Annotated in this window: 19 protein-coding genes and 1 tRNA gene; 14 read left to right on the top strand and 6 right to left on the bottom strand. The window is 52.7% G+C overall.

From position 1 onward, the window contains the following. The first annotated feature begins 1 nt into the window (after nt 1). The gene (locus FFA38_RS05185) at nt 2-757 is read left to right on the top strand and encodes a phosphoglyceromutase (protein WP_138315748.1); all 756 of its coding nucleotides are present in this window, start codon (nt 2-4) and stop codon (nt 755-757) included. A gap of 56 nt (nt 758-813) precedes the next feature. Here the strand turns inward: FFA38_RS05185 and phoU are convergent, their stop codons facing one another. Next, complete coding sequence (phoU, locus tag FFA38_RS05180; protein ID WP_138275721.1) at nt 814-1,467, bottom strand: phosphate signaling complex protein PhoU; 654 nt, start codon at nt 1,465-1,467, stop codon at nt 814-816. Between the two features lie 173 nt (nt 1,468-1,640). Between phoU and FFA38_RS05175 the strand changes: the two genes are divergently transcribed. Continuing rightward, complete coding sequence (locus FFA38_RS05175) at nt 1,641-2,786, top strand: sensor histidine kinase (RefSeq protein ID WP_138315747.1); 1,146 nt, start codon at nt 1,641-1,643, stop codon at nt 2,784-2,786. A gap of 2 nt (nt 2,787-2,788) precedes the next feature. After that, nucleotides 2,789-3,475, top strand: a complete 687-nt coding sequence (locus tag FFA38_RS05170; RefSeq protein WP_138275719.1) for a response regulator transcription factor — start codon at nt 2,789-2,791, stop codon at nt 3,473-3,475. Between the two features lie 62 nt (nt 3,476-3,537). On the opposite strand, the gene FFA38_RS05165 is transcribed toward FFA38_RS05170, so the two are convergent. Continuing rightward, nucleotides 3,538-4,038 (bottom strand): hypothetical protein, encoded by a 501-nt coding sequence (locus tag FFA38_RS05165; RefSeq protein WP_138315746.1) that lies wholly within the window; start codon nt 4,036-4,038, stop codon nt 3,538-3,540. A 98-nt stretch (nt 4,039-4,136) separates the two neighbouring features. Here FFA38_RS05165 and FFA38_RS05160 point away from each other — a divergent pair, with 98 nt between their 5' ends. Genes FFA38_RS05160 through rlmB form a run of 4 tightly spaced genes read left to right on the top strand, consistent with a single transcriptional unit; the run spans nt 4,137 to nt 8,248 of the window. After that, a complete protein-coding gene (locus FFA38_RS05160; RefSeq protein ID WP_138275717.1) occupies nt 4,137-4,619 on the top strand; it encodes a CarD family transcriptional regulator in 483 nt (160 codons plus the stop codon). 9 nt (nt 4,620-4,628) lie between these two features. Continuing rightward, nucleotides 4,629-5,804 carry a 2-C-methyl-D-erythritol 4-phosphate cytidylyltransferase gene (ispD, locus tag FFA38_RS05155; RefSeq protein ID WP_138315745.1) on the top strand — a complete coding sequence of 392 codons (1,176 nt, stop codon included), beginning with the start codon at nt 4,629-4,631 and terminating at the stop codon, nt 5,802-5,804. Then, on the top strand, nt 5,801-7,207 hold the full coding sequence (gene cysS, locus FFA38_RS05150; RefSeq protein WP_138315744.1) for a cysteine--tRNA ligase: 1,407 nt from the start codon (nt 5,801-5,803) through the stop codon (nt 7,205-7,207). Before ispD ends, cysS begins: the two co-directional genes overlap by 4 nt. Further along, nucleotides 7,208-8,248 (top strand): 23S rRNA (guanosine(2251)-2'-O)-methyltransferase RlmB, encoded by a 1,041-nt coding sequence (gene rlmB / locus FFA38_RS05145; RefSeq protein WP_138275714.1) that lies wholly within the window; start codon nt 7,208-7,210, stop codon nt 8,246-8,248. 70 nt (nt 8,249-8,318) lie between these two features. On the opposite strand, the gene FFA38_RS05140 is transcribed toward rlmB, so the two are convergent. Further along, on the bottom strand, nt 8,319-9,626 hold the full coding sequence (locus tag FFA38_RS05140; RefSeq protein WP_138315743.1) for a DUF4032 domain-containing protein: 1,308 nt from the start codon (nt 9,624-9,626) through the stop codon (nt 8,319-8,321). Continuing rightward, the gene (locus tag FFA38_RS05135; protein ID WP_138315742.1) at nt 9,626-10,702 is read right to left on the bottom strand and encodes an ABC transporter ATP-binding protein; all 1,077 of its coding nucleotides are present in this window, start codon (nt 10,700-10,702) and stop codon (nt 9,626-9,628) included. The genes FFA38_RS05140 and FFA38_RS05135 overlap by 1 nt, the downstream gene beginning before the upstream one ends. A 162-nt stretch (nt 10,703-10,864) precedes the next feature. On the opposite strand from FFA38_RS05135, the gene FFA38_RS05130 reads away from it, so the two are divergent. From FFA38_RS05130 to FFA38_RS05115, 4 genes are all read left to right on the top strand, one after another. Beyond that, nucleotides 10,865-11,716: a DsbA family protein gene (locus FFA38_RS05130; RefSeq protein WP_138315741.1), complete on the top strand. Its 852-nt coding sequence runs from the start codon at nt 10,865-10,867 to the stop codon at nt 11,714-11,716. A 59-nt stretch (nt 11,717-11,775) separates the two neighbouring features. Beyond that, nucleotides 11,776-11,848: transfer RNA gene (locus FFA38_RS05125), tRNA-Thr, on the top strand. A 109-nt stretch (nt 11,849-11,957) separates the two neighbouring features. After that, the gene (locus tag FFA38_RS05120) at nt 11,958-12,857 is read left to right on the top strand and encodes a hypothetical protein (RefSeq protein WP_138315740.1); all 900 of its coding nucleotides are present in this window, start codon (nt 11,958-11,960) and stop codon (nt 12,855-12,857) included. After that, nucleotides 12,851-13,324: a hypothetical protein gene (locus tag FFA38_RS05115; protein ID WP_138315739.1), complete on the top strand. Its 474-nt coding sequence runs from the start codon at nt 12,851-12,853 to the stop codon at nt 13,322-13,324. Before FFA38_RS05120 ends, FFA38_RS05115 begins: the two co-directional genes overlap by 7 nt. On the opposite strand, the gene msrB is transcribed toward FFA38_RS05115, so the two are convergent. Further along, on the bottom strand, nt 13,302-13,703 hold the full coding sequence (gene msrB / locus FFA38_RS05110) for a peptide-methionine (R)-S-oxide reductase MsrB (RefSeq protein WP_138315738.1): 402 nt from the start codon (nt 13,701-13,703) through the stop codon (nt 13,302-13,304). The genes FFA38_RS05115 and msrB overlap by 23 nt on opposite strands. A gap of 70 nt (nt 13,704-13,773) precedes the next feature. On the opposite strand from msrB, the gene FFA38_RS05105 reads away from it, so the two are divergent. The 3 genes from FFA38_RS05105 (at nt 13,774) to groL (ending at nt 16,455) form a co-directional block, all read left to right on the top strand. Further along, complete coding sequence (locus tag FFA38_RS05105) at nt 13,774-14,301, top strand: LytR C-terminal domain-containing protein (protein ID WP_138315737.1); 528 nt, start codon at nt 13,774-13,776, stop codon at nt 14,299-14,301. A 173-nt stretch (nt 14,302-14,474) separates the two neighbouring features. Beyond that, the gene (locus FFA38_RS05100; protein WP_138275708.1) at nt 14,475-14,678 is read left to right on the top strand and encodes a cold-shock protein; all 204 of its coding nucleotides are present in this window, start codon (nt 14,475-14,477) and stop codon (nt 14,676-14,678) included. 160 nt (nt 14,679-14,838) lie between these two features. Continuing rightward, nucleotides 14,839-16,455 (top strand): chaperonin GroEL, encoded by a 1,617-nt coding sequence (groL, locus tag FFA38_RS05095; protein ID WP_138275707.1) that lies wholly within the window; start codon nt 14,839-14,841, stop codon nt 16,453-16,455. 65 nt (nt 16,456-16,520) lie between these two features. Here the strand turns inward: groL and FFA38_RS05090 are convergent, their stop codons facing one another. Further along, nucleotides 16,521-16,808: a WXG100 family type VII secretion target gene (locus FFA38_RS05090; RefSeq protein WP_138275706.1), complete on the bottom strand. Its 288-nt coding sequence runs from the start codon at nt 16,806-16,808 to the stop codon at nt 16,521-16,523. Nucleotides 16,809-16,841: the final 33 nt, after the last annotated feature.

The following is a 16,841-nucleotide window of genomic DNA, read 5'->3' as shown; positions in this document are numbered from 1 at the left end:
CATGAATGCCAAATACACATTGATTCTTCTTCGTCACGGCAACAGTGACTGGAACCAGAAAAACCTCTTCACCGGTTGGGTGGATGTTGACCTTAGCGAGCAGGGCCGCGAGGAGGCTAAGCGTGCCGGTGAGCTACTTGCCGAGTCTGGACTAAAGCCAGATTTGCTTTACACCTCACGTCTGAAGCGTGCCATCAACACCGCTCACATTGCGCTAAATGCCGCTGACCGCAGCTGGATTGACGTGCAGCGTGACTGGCGTTTGAACGAGCGCCACTACGGTGCTCTGCAGGGTAAGGACAAGGCGCAGACCTTGGCCGAGTATGGCCCAGAGATGTTCCAAACCTGGCGCCGCAGCTTTGATGTTCCACCACCGCCGATTGATGACAACGACCAGTACTCACAGGCTCATGACGAGCGCTATGCAGACTTGGGCGACCGCGTTCCAAAGACTGAGTGCTTGAAAGACGTCCTTGAGCGCATGCTGCCATTCTGGTTGTCAGACATTCAGCCATCGCTAAAAGAGGGCAAGACTGTTCTTGTAACTGCTCACGGCAACTCGCTTCGTGCGTTGGTAAAGCACCTCGATGATGTTTCAGACGAGGACATTGCGGAGCTAAACATCCCAACCGGCATTCCATTGGTTTACCAGCTAGATGAAAACTTCAAGCCACTTGTAAAGGGTGGAGAGTACCTTGACCCAGAGGCAGCGGCCGCAGGTGCTGCAGCTGTAGCTGCTCAGGGCAACAAGAAGTAACCAAAGTTTCCAATAAAAAAGGCCTCCCGCTGGGGAGGCCTTTTTTATTTGACTAATTAGTCAATGACTTCGTGCCACTCGCCGGTGGTTAGGTATGAGACCTTGCTTGAAATGTCTACTACGTGGTCTGCAAAGCGCTCGTGGTAACGACTAGCTAGCGTCACGTCAACGGTGAACATCGCGTTTTCTTTCCAGTCGTCTGCCAGTACTACGTCAAAAACGTGGCGGTGTAACTCGTCAACGCGCTGGTCCTGTGCCTGAATGGCACGTGCCTGATCAACGTTGGTGTTGCGGAGCAATTCGGTAACTTTGTGGGCCAGTTCAACGTCAAGCTTTCCCATCTCGGCAAAAGTTCCTTTTAGCGGAGCAGGAACCGCTGAGCCCGGGTAGCGGAACTTGGCAATTGCGGCGATGTGGCCGGCAAGCGCGCCCATTCGCTCGAGCGAGGCTGAGATTCGAAGCGCCGATACCAAGATTCGAAGGTCGCGGGCAACCGGTGACTGACGGGCCAGAATCTTGATAACTAGCTCATCAAGGTCAAGTGCCTTATTTTCATTTGACTCAGCTAACGCAATCGCGCGCTCAGCCAGGCGAGCATCTGACTCGTTGAAAGCCTTGGTGGCGTCTTCAATGACGTTGGTCACTGTTTCGGCAATGTCAACCAGTCTGGTTTGAACTTCTTGAAGTTCCATTTGGAATACTTCGCGCATCGCACTATCTCCTAAAAATCAATCGTTGGCCTCTTGGTTTTGAAGCCAGCGATTCGAGGTTGGCAGGGGCAGGTAAACAAATGTGAAATTGTTCGTAAACATGCCAAGAATTGCAGGCCTTGTAGCCGTTTGAAGCTGAGACTCAGTATGCCCCATAACCTAGTGTTAACCTTATGAACTACGGCGCGGAATTCTGGGGAGCAGTTATCACTGCATTCGTGGTGGGCGCCGCTTCTGTTGCCATGGTTGGCTGGACGACCATCCGAACCAAAGAAGTTCAAAAGAAGTCACAGGTAGTACTTGATGGCATTACCGGTCCACTAAACGCCCTTGCTTCCGCAGGTTTGGTTTTAGACATCGAGGACAAAATTGTCCGGGCCACCAAGAGTGCTTTTGCTCTGGGTTTGGTAAGAGACGAAGAACTGGCCCACCCAAAGCTCACAGCCCTGGTGGCCAAGGCTAGATCGGTAAAAAAACCGACTAAGGCCCGTGGCCGCGATTTGGCCCTGGTTTCAGAACTAGGTAAAACCACACTCTTTGTTAATGCTCGGGCCATTCACCTCGGAGAAGGCTACGTTTTGCTTTTGGTCGAAGACCGAACCGAAAGCCACAACCTCGAAGAAACTCGGCGTGACTTTGTTGCCAATATTTCTCACGAGCTAAAGACTCCGATTGGCGCAATCAGTTTGCTTGCCGAGGCCATCCAAATGGCCCTTGATGACCCGGCCCAGGTGGAGAAATTTGCCAAGAACCTAGAGACCGAATCTCAGAGGTTGGCGCACCTGGTGCAGGACATCATTCAGCTCTCGCATGTCCAGGCCAAAGAGGTTGCAGGTTTGACAAAAATTGTCGACCTCAACGAGGTTGTCGCAGAGGCCGTGGATCGAAATCAAGTCTTAGCCGGCAACAAGTCGATTGAGTTCGAGGTGCGCCTGGCCGATCGTGCAAAAGTTTTTGGTGATGACGAACTACTGAAGGCTGCCGTAAAAAATCTCATTGAAAATGCCGTTATTTACAGCGATGAAAAAACGGCGGTTTCGATCACCGTGCGCAAACGCAAAGGCATCGCTGAAATTGCCGTGTCAGACAAAGGCCCCGGTATTTCAGTCGAGGACCAAGAGCGAATCTTCGAGCGTTTCTATCGTGTAGATCCGAGCCGTTCTCGCCTTACCGGAGGAACTGGCTTAGGTCTAAGCATCGTGAAGCACATCGCTCAGAAACACCTGGGTGAGGTTCAAATCAAGTCCAAATTGGGGCATGGCTCTACCTTCACTATCCGTCTACCTCTGGCAGCAAAATCAATCGAAACGAGTAAATAAGCATGACGACCGTACTAGTAGTCGAAGACGAACAGTCGCTTCGCGATCCGCTGGTTTACCTGCTCACCAAGGAGGGCTTTGACATTGTTGAGGCTGCTGATGGAAACGAGGCACTCGAAAAATTCGCTAGCAACAACATCGATCTGATTTTGCTTGACCTAATGCTGCCGGGAGTAAATGGCAACGAGGTCTGCCGAGTGATTCGTCAGAGCTCGCAGGTTCCAATCATCATGTTGACCGCAAAAGACACCGAAATCGACAAGGTTGTGGGTCTAGAAATTGGCGCGGATGACTACGTCACCAAGCCTTACTCAACCCGCGAGCTTTTGGCTCGTATGAAGGCAGTTTTGCGCCGCAATTCAGATGCCGTTGAGGTTGTTAAGGCAGCCGGGTTGCTTGAGGCCGGACCGGTTCGCATGGATGTTGACCGTCACCAGGTTTTTGTCAATGGCGAAAAAATTGCGATGCCTCTAAAGGAATTTGAATTACTAGAACTGCTGCTTGAGAACGTCAATCGAGTGCTCACTCGAGGCCAAATCATCGATCGTGTTTGGGGATCAAATTACTTCGGCGACACCAAGACCTTAGATGTTCACGTAAAGCGTCTTCGTTCCAAGATTGAAGACGACCCGGCTCGACCAGCTCACATTCTGACGGTCAGAGGCCTTGGATATAAGTTCGAAGTCTAAGCCGGTCCAAAGCCGGATAAAGAAAAACACCTCCCGATTGGGAGGTGTTTTTGCTTAGGTTCTTATTCTGCTGAGGCAGGCACTGTTGAGTTGAGTGCGTCAACCAGAGGCTGGTACTCAGGCAGGGTTGCATCAAGAACAGGAATGTTCAACTCGCGACCGCTGTTGCTTCCCTCGTTTAGGTAGATGCTGACCATTGCCCCAGGGGTTGAGCCGAGGTCAACCAAAAGTGGGGCAGTTCCGTTGTAACCGATGTCAAGGACTCCGCCTGGAAGAAGGTTCACGCTAATTGACTTCTTCTCTGCAAGAGTGGCATCGGTGTACTGAATACGCACGGTCTGAGCTTCTAGAGAAGGGTTAACCAGGGTGCCGAATAGGCCGCCAAATTCTTCGCCAGCAACATAGATAAAGTTGCGGGCCTTCACGTTCTCAAGGTCAATCTGCGAGCCGTCGCTTGGAGCATACTGCTCCATCGATGCAACAGGGCTAGTAAAGTTGCAGCCGCTTGTGCCCAGCATTACGGCCGCGGCGATTGAAACTGCTGCAAGTTTGCGGATTGCCATTATTCCTCCTGAGAAACGCTCAATAGCCCCTCTAGTTTATCCCTATCTATTGCCTCTGTGCTGTGGTAAAATAGTGGTTTCTGAAGGGAATCACCCACATGAAGTTTGAAGTCGGCGAAACCGTCGTTTATCCACACCACGGTGCTGCACAAATCATCGAGGTTGCTGACCGCACCATTCGCGGCGAGACCAGACTCTACCTACAGCTAAAGGTTGCCCAGGGCGATCTCACCATTTGGGTGCCGGCTGAAAATGTTGAGATGGTCGGCGTTCGCGACGTCATCGACAAAAAGGGTGTTGAGCAGGTTTTCAGCGTATTGCGAGCCGAATTCACCGAAGAGCCAACCAACTGGTCACGCCGCTACAAGGCAAACCTTGAGAAGCTTGCCTCTGGTGACGTAGTAAAGGTGTCTGAGGTTGTTCGTGACCTTTGGCGCCGCGACCAGGATCGCGGTCTATCAGCCGGTGAAAAGCGCATGCTTGCCAAGGCTCGTCAAATTTTGGTTTCAGAGTTGGCGCTTGCCCGCAAGGTTGACGAAGAAAAGGCTTCTGCCACTCTCGACGAAGTTCTAGCCTCCTAGGTTCTAACCATGACCGTTCGCGATCTTGCGGTGGTCGTTGTTGCTGCGGGGCTGGGCACACGACTGGGTGCCGACAAACCTAAAGCTTTTGTAAATCTTGCCGAGAAGTCACTGCTTCAGCACACTCTTGAAAATGTGGCCGACATCGCTGCCCTAGAGCAAGTGATTATTGCTGTTCCTGCCGGTCACGAGCAGCAGACCGCGGAGCTTGCCGATGCAGCTCTTGCGGGAAAGTCGGTTCGTTTTGACGTCGTGCCCGGTGGCGCAACTCGGCAGCAGTCCATTCAAATTGCACTGGGCGCTCTAGATCCAGATGTCGAGGTCGTGCTGGTTCACGATGCTGCTCGAGCGCTTGCGCCGGCATCGCTGTTTGAGAAAGTAGCCGCCGAGGTTAGGCGCTCGGGTCTGGCTGCCCTGCCGGTTATGCATGTGGTTGACACCATCAAAAGAGTTGATGATGAAATTGTCCGCGAGACCATCGACCGCAACACCCTCAGAGCCGCACAAACACCTCAGGGTTTTGTGGCCTCAGCGCTGAAAGATGCCTACGAGAACTCAAAGCATGAATACACCGATGACGCTGCTCTGGCTCAGGCGCACGGCATCCAAATCAATGCGGTCCAGGGTGATGCGCGGGCATTCAAAATCACCACAGCAGATGACCTTGCTGCCGCCGAGCTTCGTTTTGCCAGAAACATGCGCACCGGAATCGGTACCGATGTGCATCGATTTACCGATGAGGCAGCTAAGCCGCTTTACCTAGGAACGGTCATCTGGGATGGCGAACGAGGTCTGGATGGTCACAGTGACGGCGATGCAGTAAGTCACGCCATTGTTGATGCTCTGCTTTCGGCTGCCGGTCTGGGCGACATCGGTTCAAATTTTGGTGTCGATCGCCCTGAGTTTGCCGGTGCCAATGGGCGCGTGTTTATCGAAGGTGCATTGAACCTTTTGGCTGAAAACGGTTACCGAGTAGAAAACGTGGCCGTTCAAATTATTGGCAATCGCCCAAAGGTGGCTCCTCACCGGGACCGCGTCGAATCGGTGCTAACCGCATTGATCGGGGCTCCGGTCACTCTGGGTGCGACCACCACAGATGGACTGGGATTCTTGGGTAACTCCGAGGGTGTTGCAGCAGTAGCCTCAGCGCTGATTTCTAGGGCCGAAGGTAGGCTGAAATCGTGACCCTAAACCTATTTGATTCACGAGCTCAAGCTGTTCGCGCCTTTGCGCCTATCACGCCCGGTCAGGTTGGTATTTACCTCTGCGGCCCGACCGTTCAGGGTTTGCCACACGTAGGTCACCTCCGCTCGGCTTTGGTTTACGACCAGTTGCGCAGGTGGCTTGAGGTCAAGGGTATGCAGGTCACGCTGGTTCGCAATGTGACCGACATCGATGACAAAGTGCTCGAGAATGCAAAGGTGACCGGCGAGCCATGGTGGGGTTTGGCGTATCGGTTCGAGATTGAGTTCAACCGTGCCTATGCGGCATTGGGTATCAAGCCGCCAACCTATGAACCACGTGCTACCGGCGCAGTACCTGAGATGCTCGAGCTTATTGAACGTTTGATTGCAAACGGATACGCGTATCAGGCAGATGATGCCTCGGCCAATGTTTACTTTGCCGCATCAAAATGGGCTGAATACGGCTCACTTACCAACCAGCGTGTTGACGACATGGATGCTGATGCAGACGCCGACCTTCGCGGAAAGCGAAGCCCACACGACTTTGCCCTATGGAAGGCGCGCAAATCAGATGAACCTGAGTCTGCAGCTTGGGCGACGCGCTTTGGTTTGGGGCGCCCGGGCTGGCACATCGAATGTTCAGCAATGGCTACCAAGTATCTGGGTTCTAACTTTGATATTCACGGTGGGGGACTGGACCTTCGGTTCCCGCACCACGAGAACGAGTTGGCCCAGAGCTCAGCTGCGGGTGACAAGTTTGCAAATTACTGGCTGCACAATGGGCTGGTTAATGTGAATGGCCAAAAAATGTCAAAGTCACTCGGCAACTCAATTTTTGCGGCAGACCTTCTTGCGGCCGCCGAGCCAGCGGTGGTTCGCTACTACCTAGGCTCAGCGCATTACCGATCAGTTCTCGACTATCACGAGGGCGTACTCGATGAGGCGGCAACGGCGTTCGGTCGCATTCAAAACTTCGTAGCGCGAGCCAACCGTTCTGGTTCGAGTGAAATCTTTGAGGGCTCAACTCTTGAGGCGCTGCCAACCGCGTTTATTGCTGCCATGGATGACGACCTAGCCATCCCGGTTGCACTTGGAGTGCTGCACGATACAGTCCGAGAGGGAAATGCAGCCCTCGATGCCGGTGATGCTGCTGCAGTCCGAAAGGCAGTAATCTGCGTACAGGCTATGCTCGAAGTGCTGGGTTTAGAGTCCAACTCTGAAACATCGGCTGGTTCAGCCCACACCCAAGCTCTCGGGTCATTGATTCATGAACTTATTGCTGAACGAAACGCTGCTCGAGCAGCCAAAGACTTCGCGCGATCAGACGCGATTAGAGATCAACTAAAGGCAGCAGGCATTTCAATTGAAGATGCTGCCGACGGAACCCATTGGAGTGTTAGTTAAATGGCTGGAAAACCAGGTCGCCCAGGCGCAGCTAAGGGCAAAAAAGGATTAAAGGTAGGTACCGGAGGTCACGGAAAGCAGGCTCTTGAGGGTCGCGGACCAACTCCAAAGGCTGAAGACCGCCCGTACCACAAGGCATACAAGGCCAAGGCTGCAGCTGAAAAGCACAAGGCTGCTACCGGTGCTGTTCCTGCTCGCCGCGGAGAGTTTCTGGCACCTGCTGCCCGCACCGCAGGTTCAGGCGGTGCAGCCGCTCGCTCAGGTCAGCGCGTAGCCAAGGCTGCCGACGCATCTGAGGTTCTTTCAGGCCGCAACTCAGTAGTCGAGGCCTTGCGTTCAAAGGTTCCTGCCACCGCACTTTTCATCGCAGCCCGCATTGAAATGGACGACCGCGTAAAAGAAGCAATCAAGATTGCGGCTTCACGCGGTATTGCGGTGAATGAAGTAACCCGCCCTGAGATGGACCGCATGACCGGCTTTGACTCCGTGCACCAGGGAATTGCGCTATCGGTGCCGCCATACAAGTACCAGCACCCGATGGAAATGCTTGACATGGTGTTGGCTCGTGGTCAGCGCCCACTATTTGTTGCCCTCGACGGTATTACTGACCCAAGAAACCTCGGTGCCATCATTCGTTCTGTGGCGGCTTTTGGTGGCCAGGGCGTAATTTTGCCTCAGCGTCGATCAACCGGTGTTACCGCCTCGGCTTGGAAGACTTCGGCCGGTGCCGCTGCTCGCGTGCCGGTTGCCTTGGCGGCAAACCTAAACAGCACGCTCAAAGAGTTCAAGAAGCGTGGCGTATTTGTTGTCGGCCTTGACGGAGACGGCGACATGAGTCTTCCTCAGTTTGAGCTTGCAACTGAGCCGCTGCTTCTGGTTGTTGGTTCTGAAGGCAAGGGTCTTTCGCGTTTGGTGACTGAAAACTGCGATGCCGTTCTGTCGATTCCAATTGCCCGCGACACGGAGTCTCTAAACGCCGGTATTGCTGCCAGCGTTACCTTGTATGAGGTATCGAAGCGCCGCGCTGCGCTAAAGCGCTAAACATCGTCTTAAATAGTTGATCCCCGACCAATGGTCGGGGATCAACTATTTAAGTAACGGTCGATGATTGTTAGACCAGGTCGCGCCAATCAACTTCTTCGTCATCCTCGGCCACAACAATGGTGCCCGATGGAATCGCATTCGGAAGCGTGATTACTCCGGTCGGAGCACCCAAGTAGGCCTCTTCATCGCGGCGGTTACGCAGCACATTCTCGATGTAGCTGCTGGTTGCCTCTTCCAAAGAAACATCCCGAGACGCCTTTTCAGACATATACCAGCGGTGCTCAAGAACTTGGTGGTAGACCTCAGCAGGTTCTAATCGTCCAGATAGGTCCTTCGGAATCGCTGTTACAACCGGCTCAAATGCGTGGCTCAGCCATTCATGGGCCAACACCTCTTCATCTGCTCCAGGTCGAGGGTGATCAACGCGATACTGGTCCAGGTCGTTTAGTAGTCGGCGAGCCTGATTCTCTTCAACGTCCAAACCGGTTAGGCGAATCAGCCTGCGGGTGTGGTGACCAGCATCAACAACCTTGGGCTGAATTCGCACCTGGGTGCCGGACGCATCCGTTTTGATGGCTAGTTCTTCGATATCAAAGCCAAGGTCGTTGAGTCGATCGACCCTGCGGTTAATCTTCCAGCGGTCGGCGGCCTCGAATGTTTCGACGCCGGTTAGGGCATCCCACAGTTCACGGTACTTGGCAACAATTCGCTCACTCGTAGCAAGTGCATCCACTCCCGGCTGAGCGTTACCGCTGGCGATGAGGTCCATCAATTCACCGGCGATGTTAATGCGGGCAATCTCGAGGTCGTTCTCACGCTGACCCTTTGACAGGCCTGAGTCGTATAGGTGACCAGTTTCTGCGTCAACCAAATACGCCGCAAAAGCACCGGCGTCTCTGCGGAACAGGGTGTTTGACAGTGAAACATCGCCCCAAAAGAACCCGGCAATATGTAGGCGAACCAGCAGGAGAGCCAGTGCATCCACAAGGCGGGTGGCAGTTTCAGGACGAAGCCCCTGTGACCACATCGCTCGATACGGCAACGAAAACTTTAGGTGTCGAGTAATCAACACCGATAGCAGCTCTTCGCCGTCATCGGTGGTGCGATTGTTGATTATGGCAAAAGGCTCAACGCATGGAACATCAAGTTTGATGAGCAGTTTGAGCATGTCGTATTCGCGCTTGGCCAGCTCTGGAAGAGTCTCTTTGATTGCGATTACGTGATCGTTTAGATGTGCAAATCTAACCGTGTGGCGGCTGAGGCCCTTGGGTAGGGCAGCGATGTTTTCAGCCGGCCAGTCCTCTAATGGCAAATGCCACGGTAGATCCAGCAGAGCTGGTTCTACCGTGGCAGCCGTAATGTCTAGTGAGGTCACTAGTTGAGGCGCTCGCCTGACTCAACGTCAAACAAGTGAACGATTCCGCCCTCAGGGATCAGGAATACGTTGTCGCCAGCGTGTGGGTGAACGCGACCGTCAACACGAGCGGTTACGTCAGCCTTTGCGCCATCGATGGTGGTGTGACCGTATAGGTAACCGTCGGCACCTAGCTCTTCAACAACGTCAACCTCAACGGCAACACCCTTGTCCTTTGAAACAGACATGTTCTCTGGGCGGATACCTACGGTGATGGTCTTTGCACTGGTCTTGGCTAGAACTGAAGCCTCAACCGGAAGAACTGCAGTACCGAACTGAACTCCACCGTCAACGATTGGAAGCTGGATTAGGTTCATGGCCGGTGAGCCAATGAATCCGGCAACAAATACGTTTGCTGGGCGGTCGTAAAGCTCCTGTGGGGTAGCAACCTGCTGTAGAAGGCCGTCCTTCATAACAGCAACGCGGTCACCCATGGTCATAGCTTCAACCTGGTCGTGGGTTACGTAAACAGTGGTTACACCAAGGCGGCGCTGCAGAGACGCAATCTGAGTACGAGTCTGAACACGAAGCTTTGCGTCAAGGTTTGAAAGCGGCTCATCCATAAGGAACACCTGTGGCTTACGAACAATGGCACGACCCATTGCTACACGCTGACGCTGGCCACCTGAAAGAGCCTTTGGCTTGCGGGCTAGGTACTGCTCAAGGTCAAGAAGCTTCGCTGCTTCAAGAACACGAGCTGCGCGCTCTTCTTTGCTCACGCCGGCGATCTTTAGGGCAAAGCCCATGTTCTCAGCAACGGTCATGTGTGGGTACAAAGCGTAGTTCTGGAAAACCATTGCAATGTCGCGGTCTTTTGGTGGGGTGTGGGTTACATCACGGTCACCGATGCGGATTGCGCCGTCGTTGACTTCTTCAAGACCCGCAAGCATGCGGAGAGAGGTTGATTTACCGCAACCTGATGGGCCAACAAGAACTAGGAACTCGCCATCTGCGATTTCTAGGTTTAGCTTGTTAACTGCTGCGCGGGTACCGCCTGGGTACATGCGGGTGGCGCTGTCGAATGTTACTGATGCCATTTTTTCTATTTCCTTCACCGGCAGGTACGTGCCGGACGATCCGTTGTGTAAGAAATTCACCAGCGACGCTGCTGAACTCTTTTATTATTCCAGCCAGCACCGCTCATCTAGACTAGAAAACCTGACTGTCACCAAATCGTGACTTAACAGCAAAGGATTTTCATGACTCCGAACAAGCCAACTCGTAGCGAACAGCGTGAAGCAGCTCGAGCAAAAGCACGTGAAATGCGCGAACAGCACAAAAAGGGCGAGCAGCGTAAGAAGCTCTTGTTGCGCCTCGGCATCGTTGCCGCGATTCTAGGCTCGGTAGCCATCGTCACATCGGTAGTTGTCTCTGGCGCCAACAAGGTTGAGCTAACCCCAGCAAACTTCTCGTTCAATGACGGTGTCAAGGTTGGTGCCAACCTCGAGCTGTACACCAAGACCTCAACACCATCGCCTTCAGTGACTCCAAGTTCTGGCTCGGCTGAGGTTCCAAACATCATCATGTATGTCGACTACCAGTGCCCAATTTGCCAGGCTTTTGAGGTGCCAAACTCATCACAGATTGAGAGCTGGGTTTCATCGGGCGCAGCAACCCTTGAAGTCCACCCGGTTTCTTTCCTTGATGGCCAGTCTTTGAACTCTTACTCAAGCCGCGCAGCTAACTCGGCAATCTGTGTCGCCGAAGAGGCACCAAACTCATTCTTCAGATTTCACCAGATTCTGTTCGAAAACCAGCCTGCTGAAGGCACTGCTGGGCCAGATAACGCACAGCTAATTGACTGGGCTGTTGAAGCTGGCGCTTCAGATCGCGAAGTTATTGCCGAGTGCATCAACAACAAAAGCTACGACTCTTGGTTGACTGCCTCTACAACTCGGATTTTGAACGAGGTAGTGCCTGGCACTGACATAAAAATGGGTGGAACACCAACCATCATTGTGAACGGTCAGCAGTACACCTGGGCTACCGGAGAAGAGTTGGTTAGCCCAGCTCGATTTGCACAGTTCTTGCAGGCTGCAACGCAGGGCTAGAAATACCTGCAAAAAAGCTCTAGACGCAGTAGTCTAGACAAGTTGCTTTAGAGCAACTGGCCGACTTGGCGCAATTGGTAGCGCACCTCACTTGTAATGAGGTGGTTAGGGGTTCGAGTCCCCTAGTCGGCTCTACAATTTCTGTGTGGGGCTATTCAGAGGCCTGTCGGCCTCCTCTCACAATAGGTATAGCCTTGACTGCTAAACGATTACCGCGAATTCGATGTGCTACGCTCTTGCCATGAGGCGACCATTTACGTTTGTTTTGGCAATTTCTCTGTTTCTAGCCGGTGTATCGCCGGCCAAAGCTGACCTTATGCCAGAGGCGATACTTGGCTTTGAATCGCAAGAGATTTCAGTTGATTCCGAAATTTTAGGCATTTCCTCAGGGGAACTTGGGATTGAGGGGAAGCTAGTCAGTGAAGCTCCGTGGCACAGCGTGCGAGTTGGAGAGCACAGCGAAAACAGCCTGCAGCTGCTAATAACTCTAGACGGACCGGCCGCGCCTGAAAGTTTCACCTTCGACCTCGCTGGGGCGGAGAGCATGGAAATTATCGAACTAGGAAACCGTGACTTATTTAAAGTCGTTTCCGAAGACGGCTCAACTCTGGCTTGGTTGGCCGAACCCTGGGCATTTGATGCTCTTGGAAATTCAGTCAAAACCTCTTTTTCATTCTCTGAGGGCCAACTGACACAAACTATTGAACATAAAGCGATAAACATTGCCTACCCGATTACGGCTGATCCCTATCTGGGGCTAGCTCTTATCTCGAACGTTTCAATTTCGCCATTGCAGGGGTCCTACAAATACTCGATATCTGTAACCCCGTGGCTGGGTTCGATTTACGGTATGAGTACCGTGTTGCCATGGAGCTACAGCCAAGCTTTTTACATCGTTTCTGTTGAAGGATGGAACGAGGTCTTGGTTAAAGTCGGGGCCAAATATGGCTTTACCCTAAGGGATTACCTACTCTCTCGGCCTACATACAAGAATCAATGGAATTGTCATGCGTTGGGGGCGCCTGTCATATTCGTCAGCAGTTTAGTGGGGATTGATACGAAGCCCACTTGGGACCTAGAGGGGCATCGGGCTGCAACTACCAATCTGCAAACTTGGATCATTGAGAAGTGCAATTGGTGATGTTCTTGAAAAGATATGGTTTCCGCTCAAACGCCTTACACCTTGGCCCTGAACCTGAGTTGCAATTGGCGTTAGTTTCAGGGGCATCTTTTATTCTGTGCATCTTGGTTGGCAGGGGCATTGTCTCTGATGTCTATGGTGTTTCGGTGCTCAGAAACGCGGCTATCTTCGTGGGGGTGCACATTGCAGTGATTGGTATTTTACAGGCCGGAAAATCGGTTTTTAGGCGTCGTAAATTTTCACTCAAATGGGTAATTACAACATCCCTTAGGTTAGGTCTAGCCTTCAGTGCTTTTTGGTACGCGTTTGTAATTTGGTTCTTTGATTGGCCCGCAAATCCGCACCCAGAACAGCCGCTCGATTACGAGGGGGTTGCAAGCACAGTAATTGCTTTAACCTTGGTGTTATCGGCTTGTATTATCGCGCTTTCTGCGTTTTTTCGAATTACACCTCTGAATCGAACGTAATGCTGACTGAGTTGATGCAGAATCGGTCTCCGGTTGGGGTCTGCGGGGCATCTTCAAAAACATGCCCCAGATGAGAGCCGCAGTTTGCGCAGCGTACCTCAACTCGAACCATGCCGTGGCTTCGGTCCTCTAAAAGCTCAACGGCATCGCCGGCTTGTGGCTCGTAAAAACTCGGCCACCCGCAGTGAGAATCAAATTTCGCTTCACTCTTGAACAATTCGGCGCCACAGCCACGACAAGAAAATGTGCCAACCCGGTGCTCGTCTAGAAGATCGCCTGTGTAGGCCCTTTCGGTTCCGGCTTGGCGCAAGACATGGTACTCAAATTCGGTGAGTTCCTCTCGCCACTGTTCGTCGGTTTTCTTAACTGGATAGTCCACAGTCATACCTTTCGTCCGCCTAATATTGAAGGGCACAGGATTTGTTGTGCCTTTACGATAAGCAGGATTCATGGCTAAAAAGTTCCCGGTAGACGAGTTTGACGCCGCTACCCAGGTTGGCGGCCGACACCGCGCACGCAGGACAGCCAAGGACCGCGTTTTGGAATGGCTGCGTATTTTTGCGGCGGCGGTAGTGGTTGGAGCCCTAGCTTACGGAGGGCTCAAGTTGGCCGATAACGCTGCGATTTTTGAGGGTGTAATTTCAAACGCCTCGCCATCTCCAACCGCATCTGTTGAGACTCGGCCTGAAGTTGGCGTTATTGATGGCACCGGCACCGAAGCAGCGGGTGTTCCATTCTCAAGTGATTTAGTTGATGCAGGCTACAACGTTGTCGTAACTGAGAACTTGGTTGACGCAGAGGGGCTGCCGACATCAATCGCGGTAACCACCATTGCCATCACGGATGAACTGTTCCGGGCCGAGGCTGAGGCCATTGCCAAGCTAGTCGGATCACCTCTGGTTACTGTTTCTACTCAGTTTGCTGAGCCAATCACCATTGTTTTGGGCGAGGACTACGAGCTTCCTGCTGGGGAGTAGTTATAACCGTTGTATAAAGGATTTGCTTTTCTACTTGAATTCCCTAGGTGATTAACGGCTACGAGGCTAATGTTAGAAGTGGTCGTAGCAGTATCCGTAGCACCAGCTCTTTTCTATGCGACTCGTTCTAAGAAAGATTTCTCTGAACGTCGTTTAGTAACAGGAGTAAAGCAATGGCACAAGGAACCGTAAAGTGGTTCAACGCTGAAAAGGGTTTCGGCTTCATCACTCAGGATGGCGGAGCGGATGTATTCGTACACTTCTCAGCAATCCAGTCAGATGGCTACAAGGAACTCAAAGAGAACCAGCGTGTTGAGTTCGAAGTCAAGAACGGCGACAAAGGCCCACAGGCTGACGCTGTAAACGTAATCGGCTAAGACCCTTAGATCTTTTACAAAAAACCCCTCCTTCGGGAGGGGTTTTTCTTTTGCCCACAGCGCAATCAAATGTGTTTGCACTCTCGGGTGGAGAGTGCCAAAATAGAGTTAGCACTCAAACGCATCGAGTGCTAAATACTTACAGGAGATTGAATCCAACATGGCAAAAATCATTCACTTCAATGAAGAGGCCCGTCGCGGTATGGAGCGCGGCCTGAACATCCTTGCTGACACAGTTAAGGTGACCCTTGGCCCACGCGGCCGCAACGTTGTTCTTGAAAAGAAGTGGGGCGCCCCAACCATCACCAACGATGGTGTTTCGATCGCCAAGGAGATCGAGCTGGACGACCCATTCGAGCGCATCGGTGCAGAACTGGTTAAAGAAGTTGCAAAGAAGACTGACGACGTTGCTGGTGACGGAACCACTACCGCAACCGTTCTTGCTCAGGCTCTAGTTCGTGAAGGCCTTCGTAACGTTGCTGCTGGTGCAGACCCAATCAGCCTGAAGCGCGGCATCGAAAAGGCCGTTGCCGCCGTAACCGTAGAGCTAATCGCAAACGCAAAGCCGGTAGAGACCAAAGAGCAGATTGCGGCAACCGCGTCTATCTCAGCTGGTGACTCACAAATCGGTGAACTAATCGCAGAGGCAATCGACAAGGTTGGCCGCGAGGGCGTTGTAACCGTTGAAGAGTCAAACACCTTCGGCATTGAGCTTGAACTAACCGAAGGTATGCGCTTCGACAAGGGTTACATCTCGGCCTACATGGTCACCGACCCAGAGCGCCAAGAAGCAGTTCTTGAAGATGCATACGTTTTGATTGCAAACTCAAAAATCTCAAACATCAAGGACCTGCTTCCAATCGTTGACAAGGTGATCCAGGCCAACAAGCCACTGTTGATCATTGCTGAGGACATCGAGGGCGAGGCTCTTGCAACCCTTATCGTCAACAAGATCCGCGGAATCTTCAAGTCTGTGGCTGTGAAGGCACCAGGTTTTGGTGACCGTCGCAAGGCCATGCTTCAGGACATCGCAATCTTGACCGGCGCACAGGTTATCTCAGAAGAGGTTGGCCTAAAGCTAGACGCAACCACTCTTGACCTATTGGGTCGCGCTCGCAAGGTAGTAATCACCAAGGACGAGACCACCATTGTTGAGGGTGCTGGTGACCAGGACATGATTGCTGGCCGCGTCGAGCAGATTCGCCGCGAGATCGACAACACCGACAGCGACTACGACCGCGAGAAGCTGCAGGAGCGCCTAGCGAAGCTTGCCGGCGGTGTTGCAGTTATCAAGGCTGGTGCTGCCACTGAGGTAGAGCTGAAGGAGCGCAAGCACCGCATCGAAGATGCTGTTCGTAACGCCAAGGCTGCAGTTGAAGAAGGCATTGTTGCCGGTGGTGGTGTTGCATTGCTACAGGCTGGCAAGACTGCATTTGAGAAGTTGTCATTGACTGGCGACGAAGCGACCGGTGCAAACATCGTACGCGTTGCGATCTCAGCTCCACTAAAGCAGATCGCAATCAACGCAGGTCTAGAGCCTGGCGTAGTTGCCGAGCGCGTTGCAAGCTTGCCATCAGGCCAGGGCCTAAACGCAGCTACCGGCGAGTACGTTGACATGCTTCAGGCAGGAATTAACGACCCAGTGAAGGTGACCCGTTCTGCACTTCAGAACGCAGCCTCAATTGCAGGTCTATTCTTGACCACCGAAGCTGTTGTTGCTGAGAAGCCAGAGCCAGCTGCTCCGGCTGCCGCACCACAGGGTGGCATGGACTTCTAAGTCTGAATTACCAAAACTGGGTGGTTCCTTCGGGAGCCACCCAGTTTTTTTCGGTTTACCTTGGTCTACAAAAACAATCGCTGGTTGGACAGTTCAATGTCGGAGTATTGCTGAGCTGCCATTCCAAGGGCGTTACCCAGCTCAGCCAATTGAGCCTCGACAGCCCCGGCCGTAATCCGCCAGCGGCTGGCTAGCTCCTGAAAGCTGGTCGCAGCCAGACCAGTCCATGAAGCTTGCAACCCTTGAAGTTGCCCGTGAAGCAGTTGGACCTCGTTGCTGAGTTTGGAGATTGTGATTTGGATGTTGGCGTTTGCCGCCATTACTTGATCGCTGTCTACGGTGAATTGAGTCATGCCAAAATCATCAGCGCAGGGCTCACCGCGCCA

This window comes from Rhodoluna limnophila, assembly GCF_005845365.1.
Classification (GTDB): domain Bacteria; phylum Actinomycetota; class Actinomycetes; order Actinomycetales; family Microbacteriaceae; genus Rhodoluna; species Rhodoluna limnophila.
This window is presented reverse-complemented; position numbering and strand designations above follow the sequence as displayed.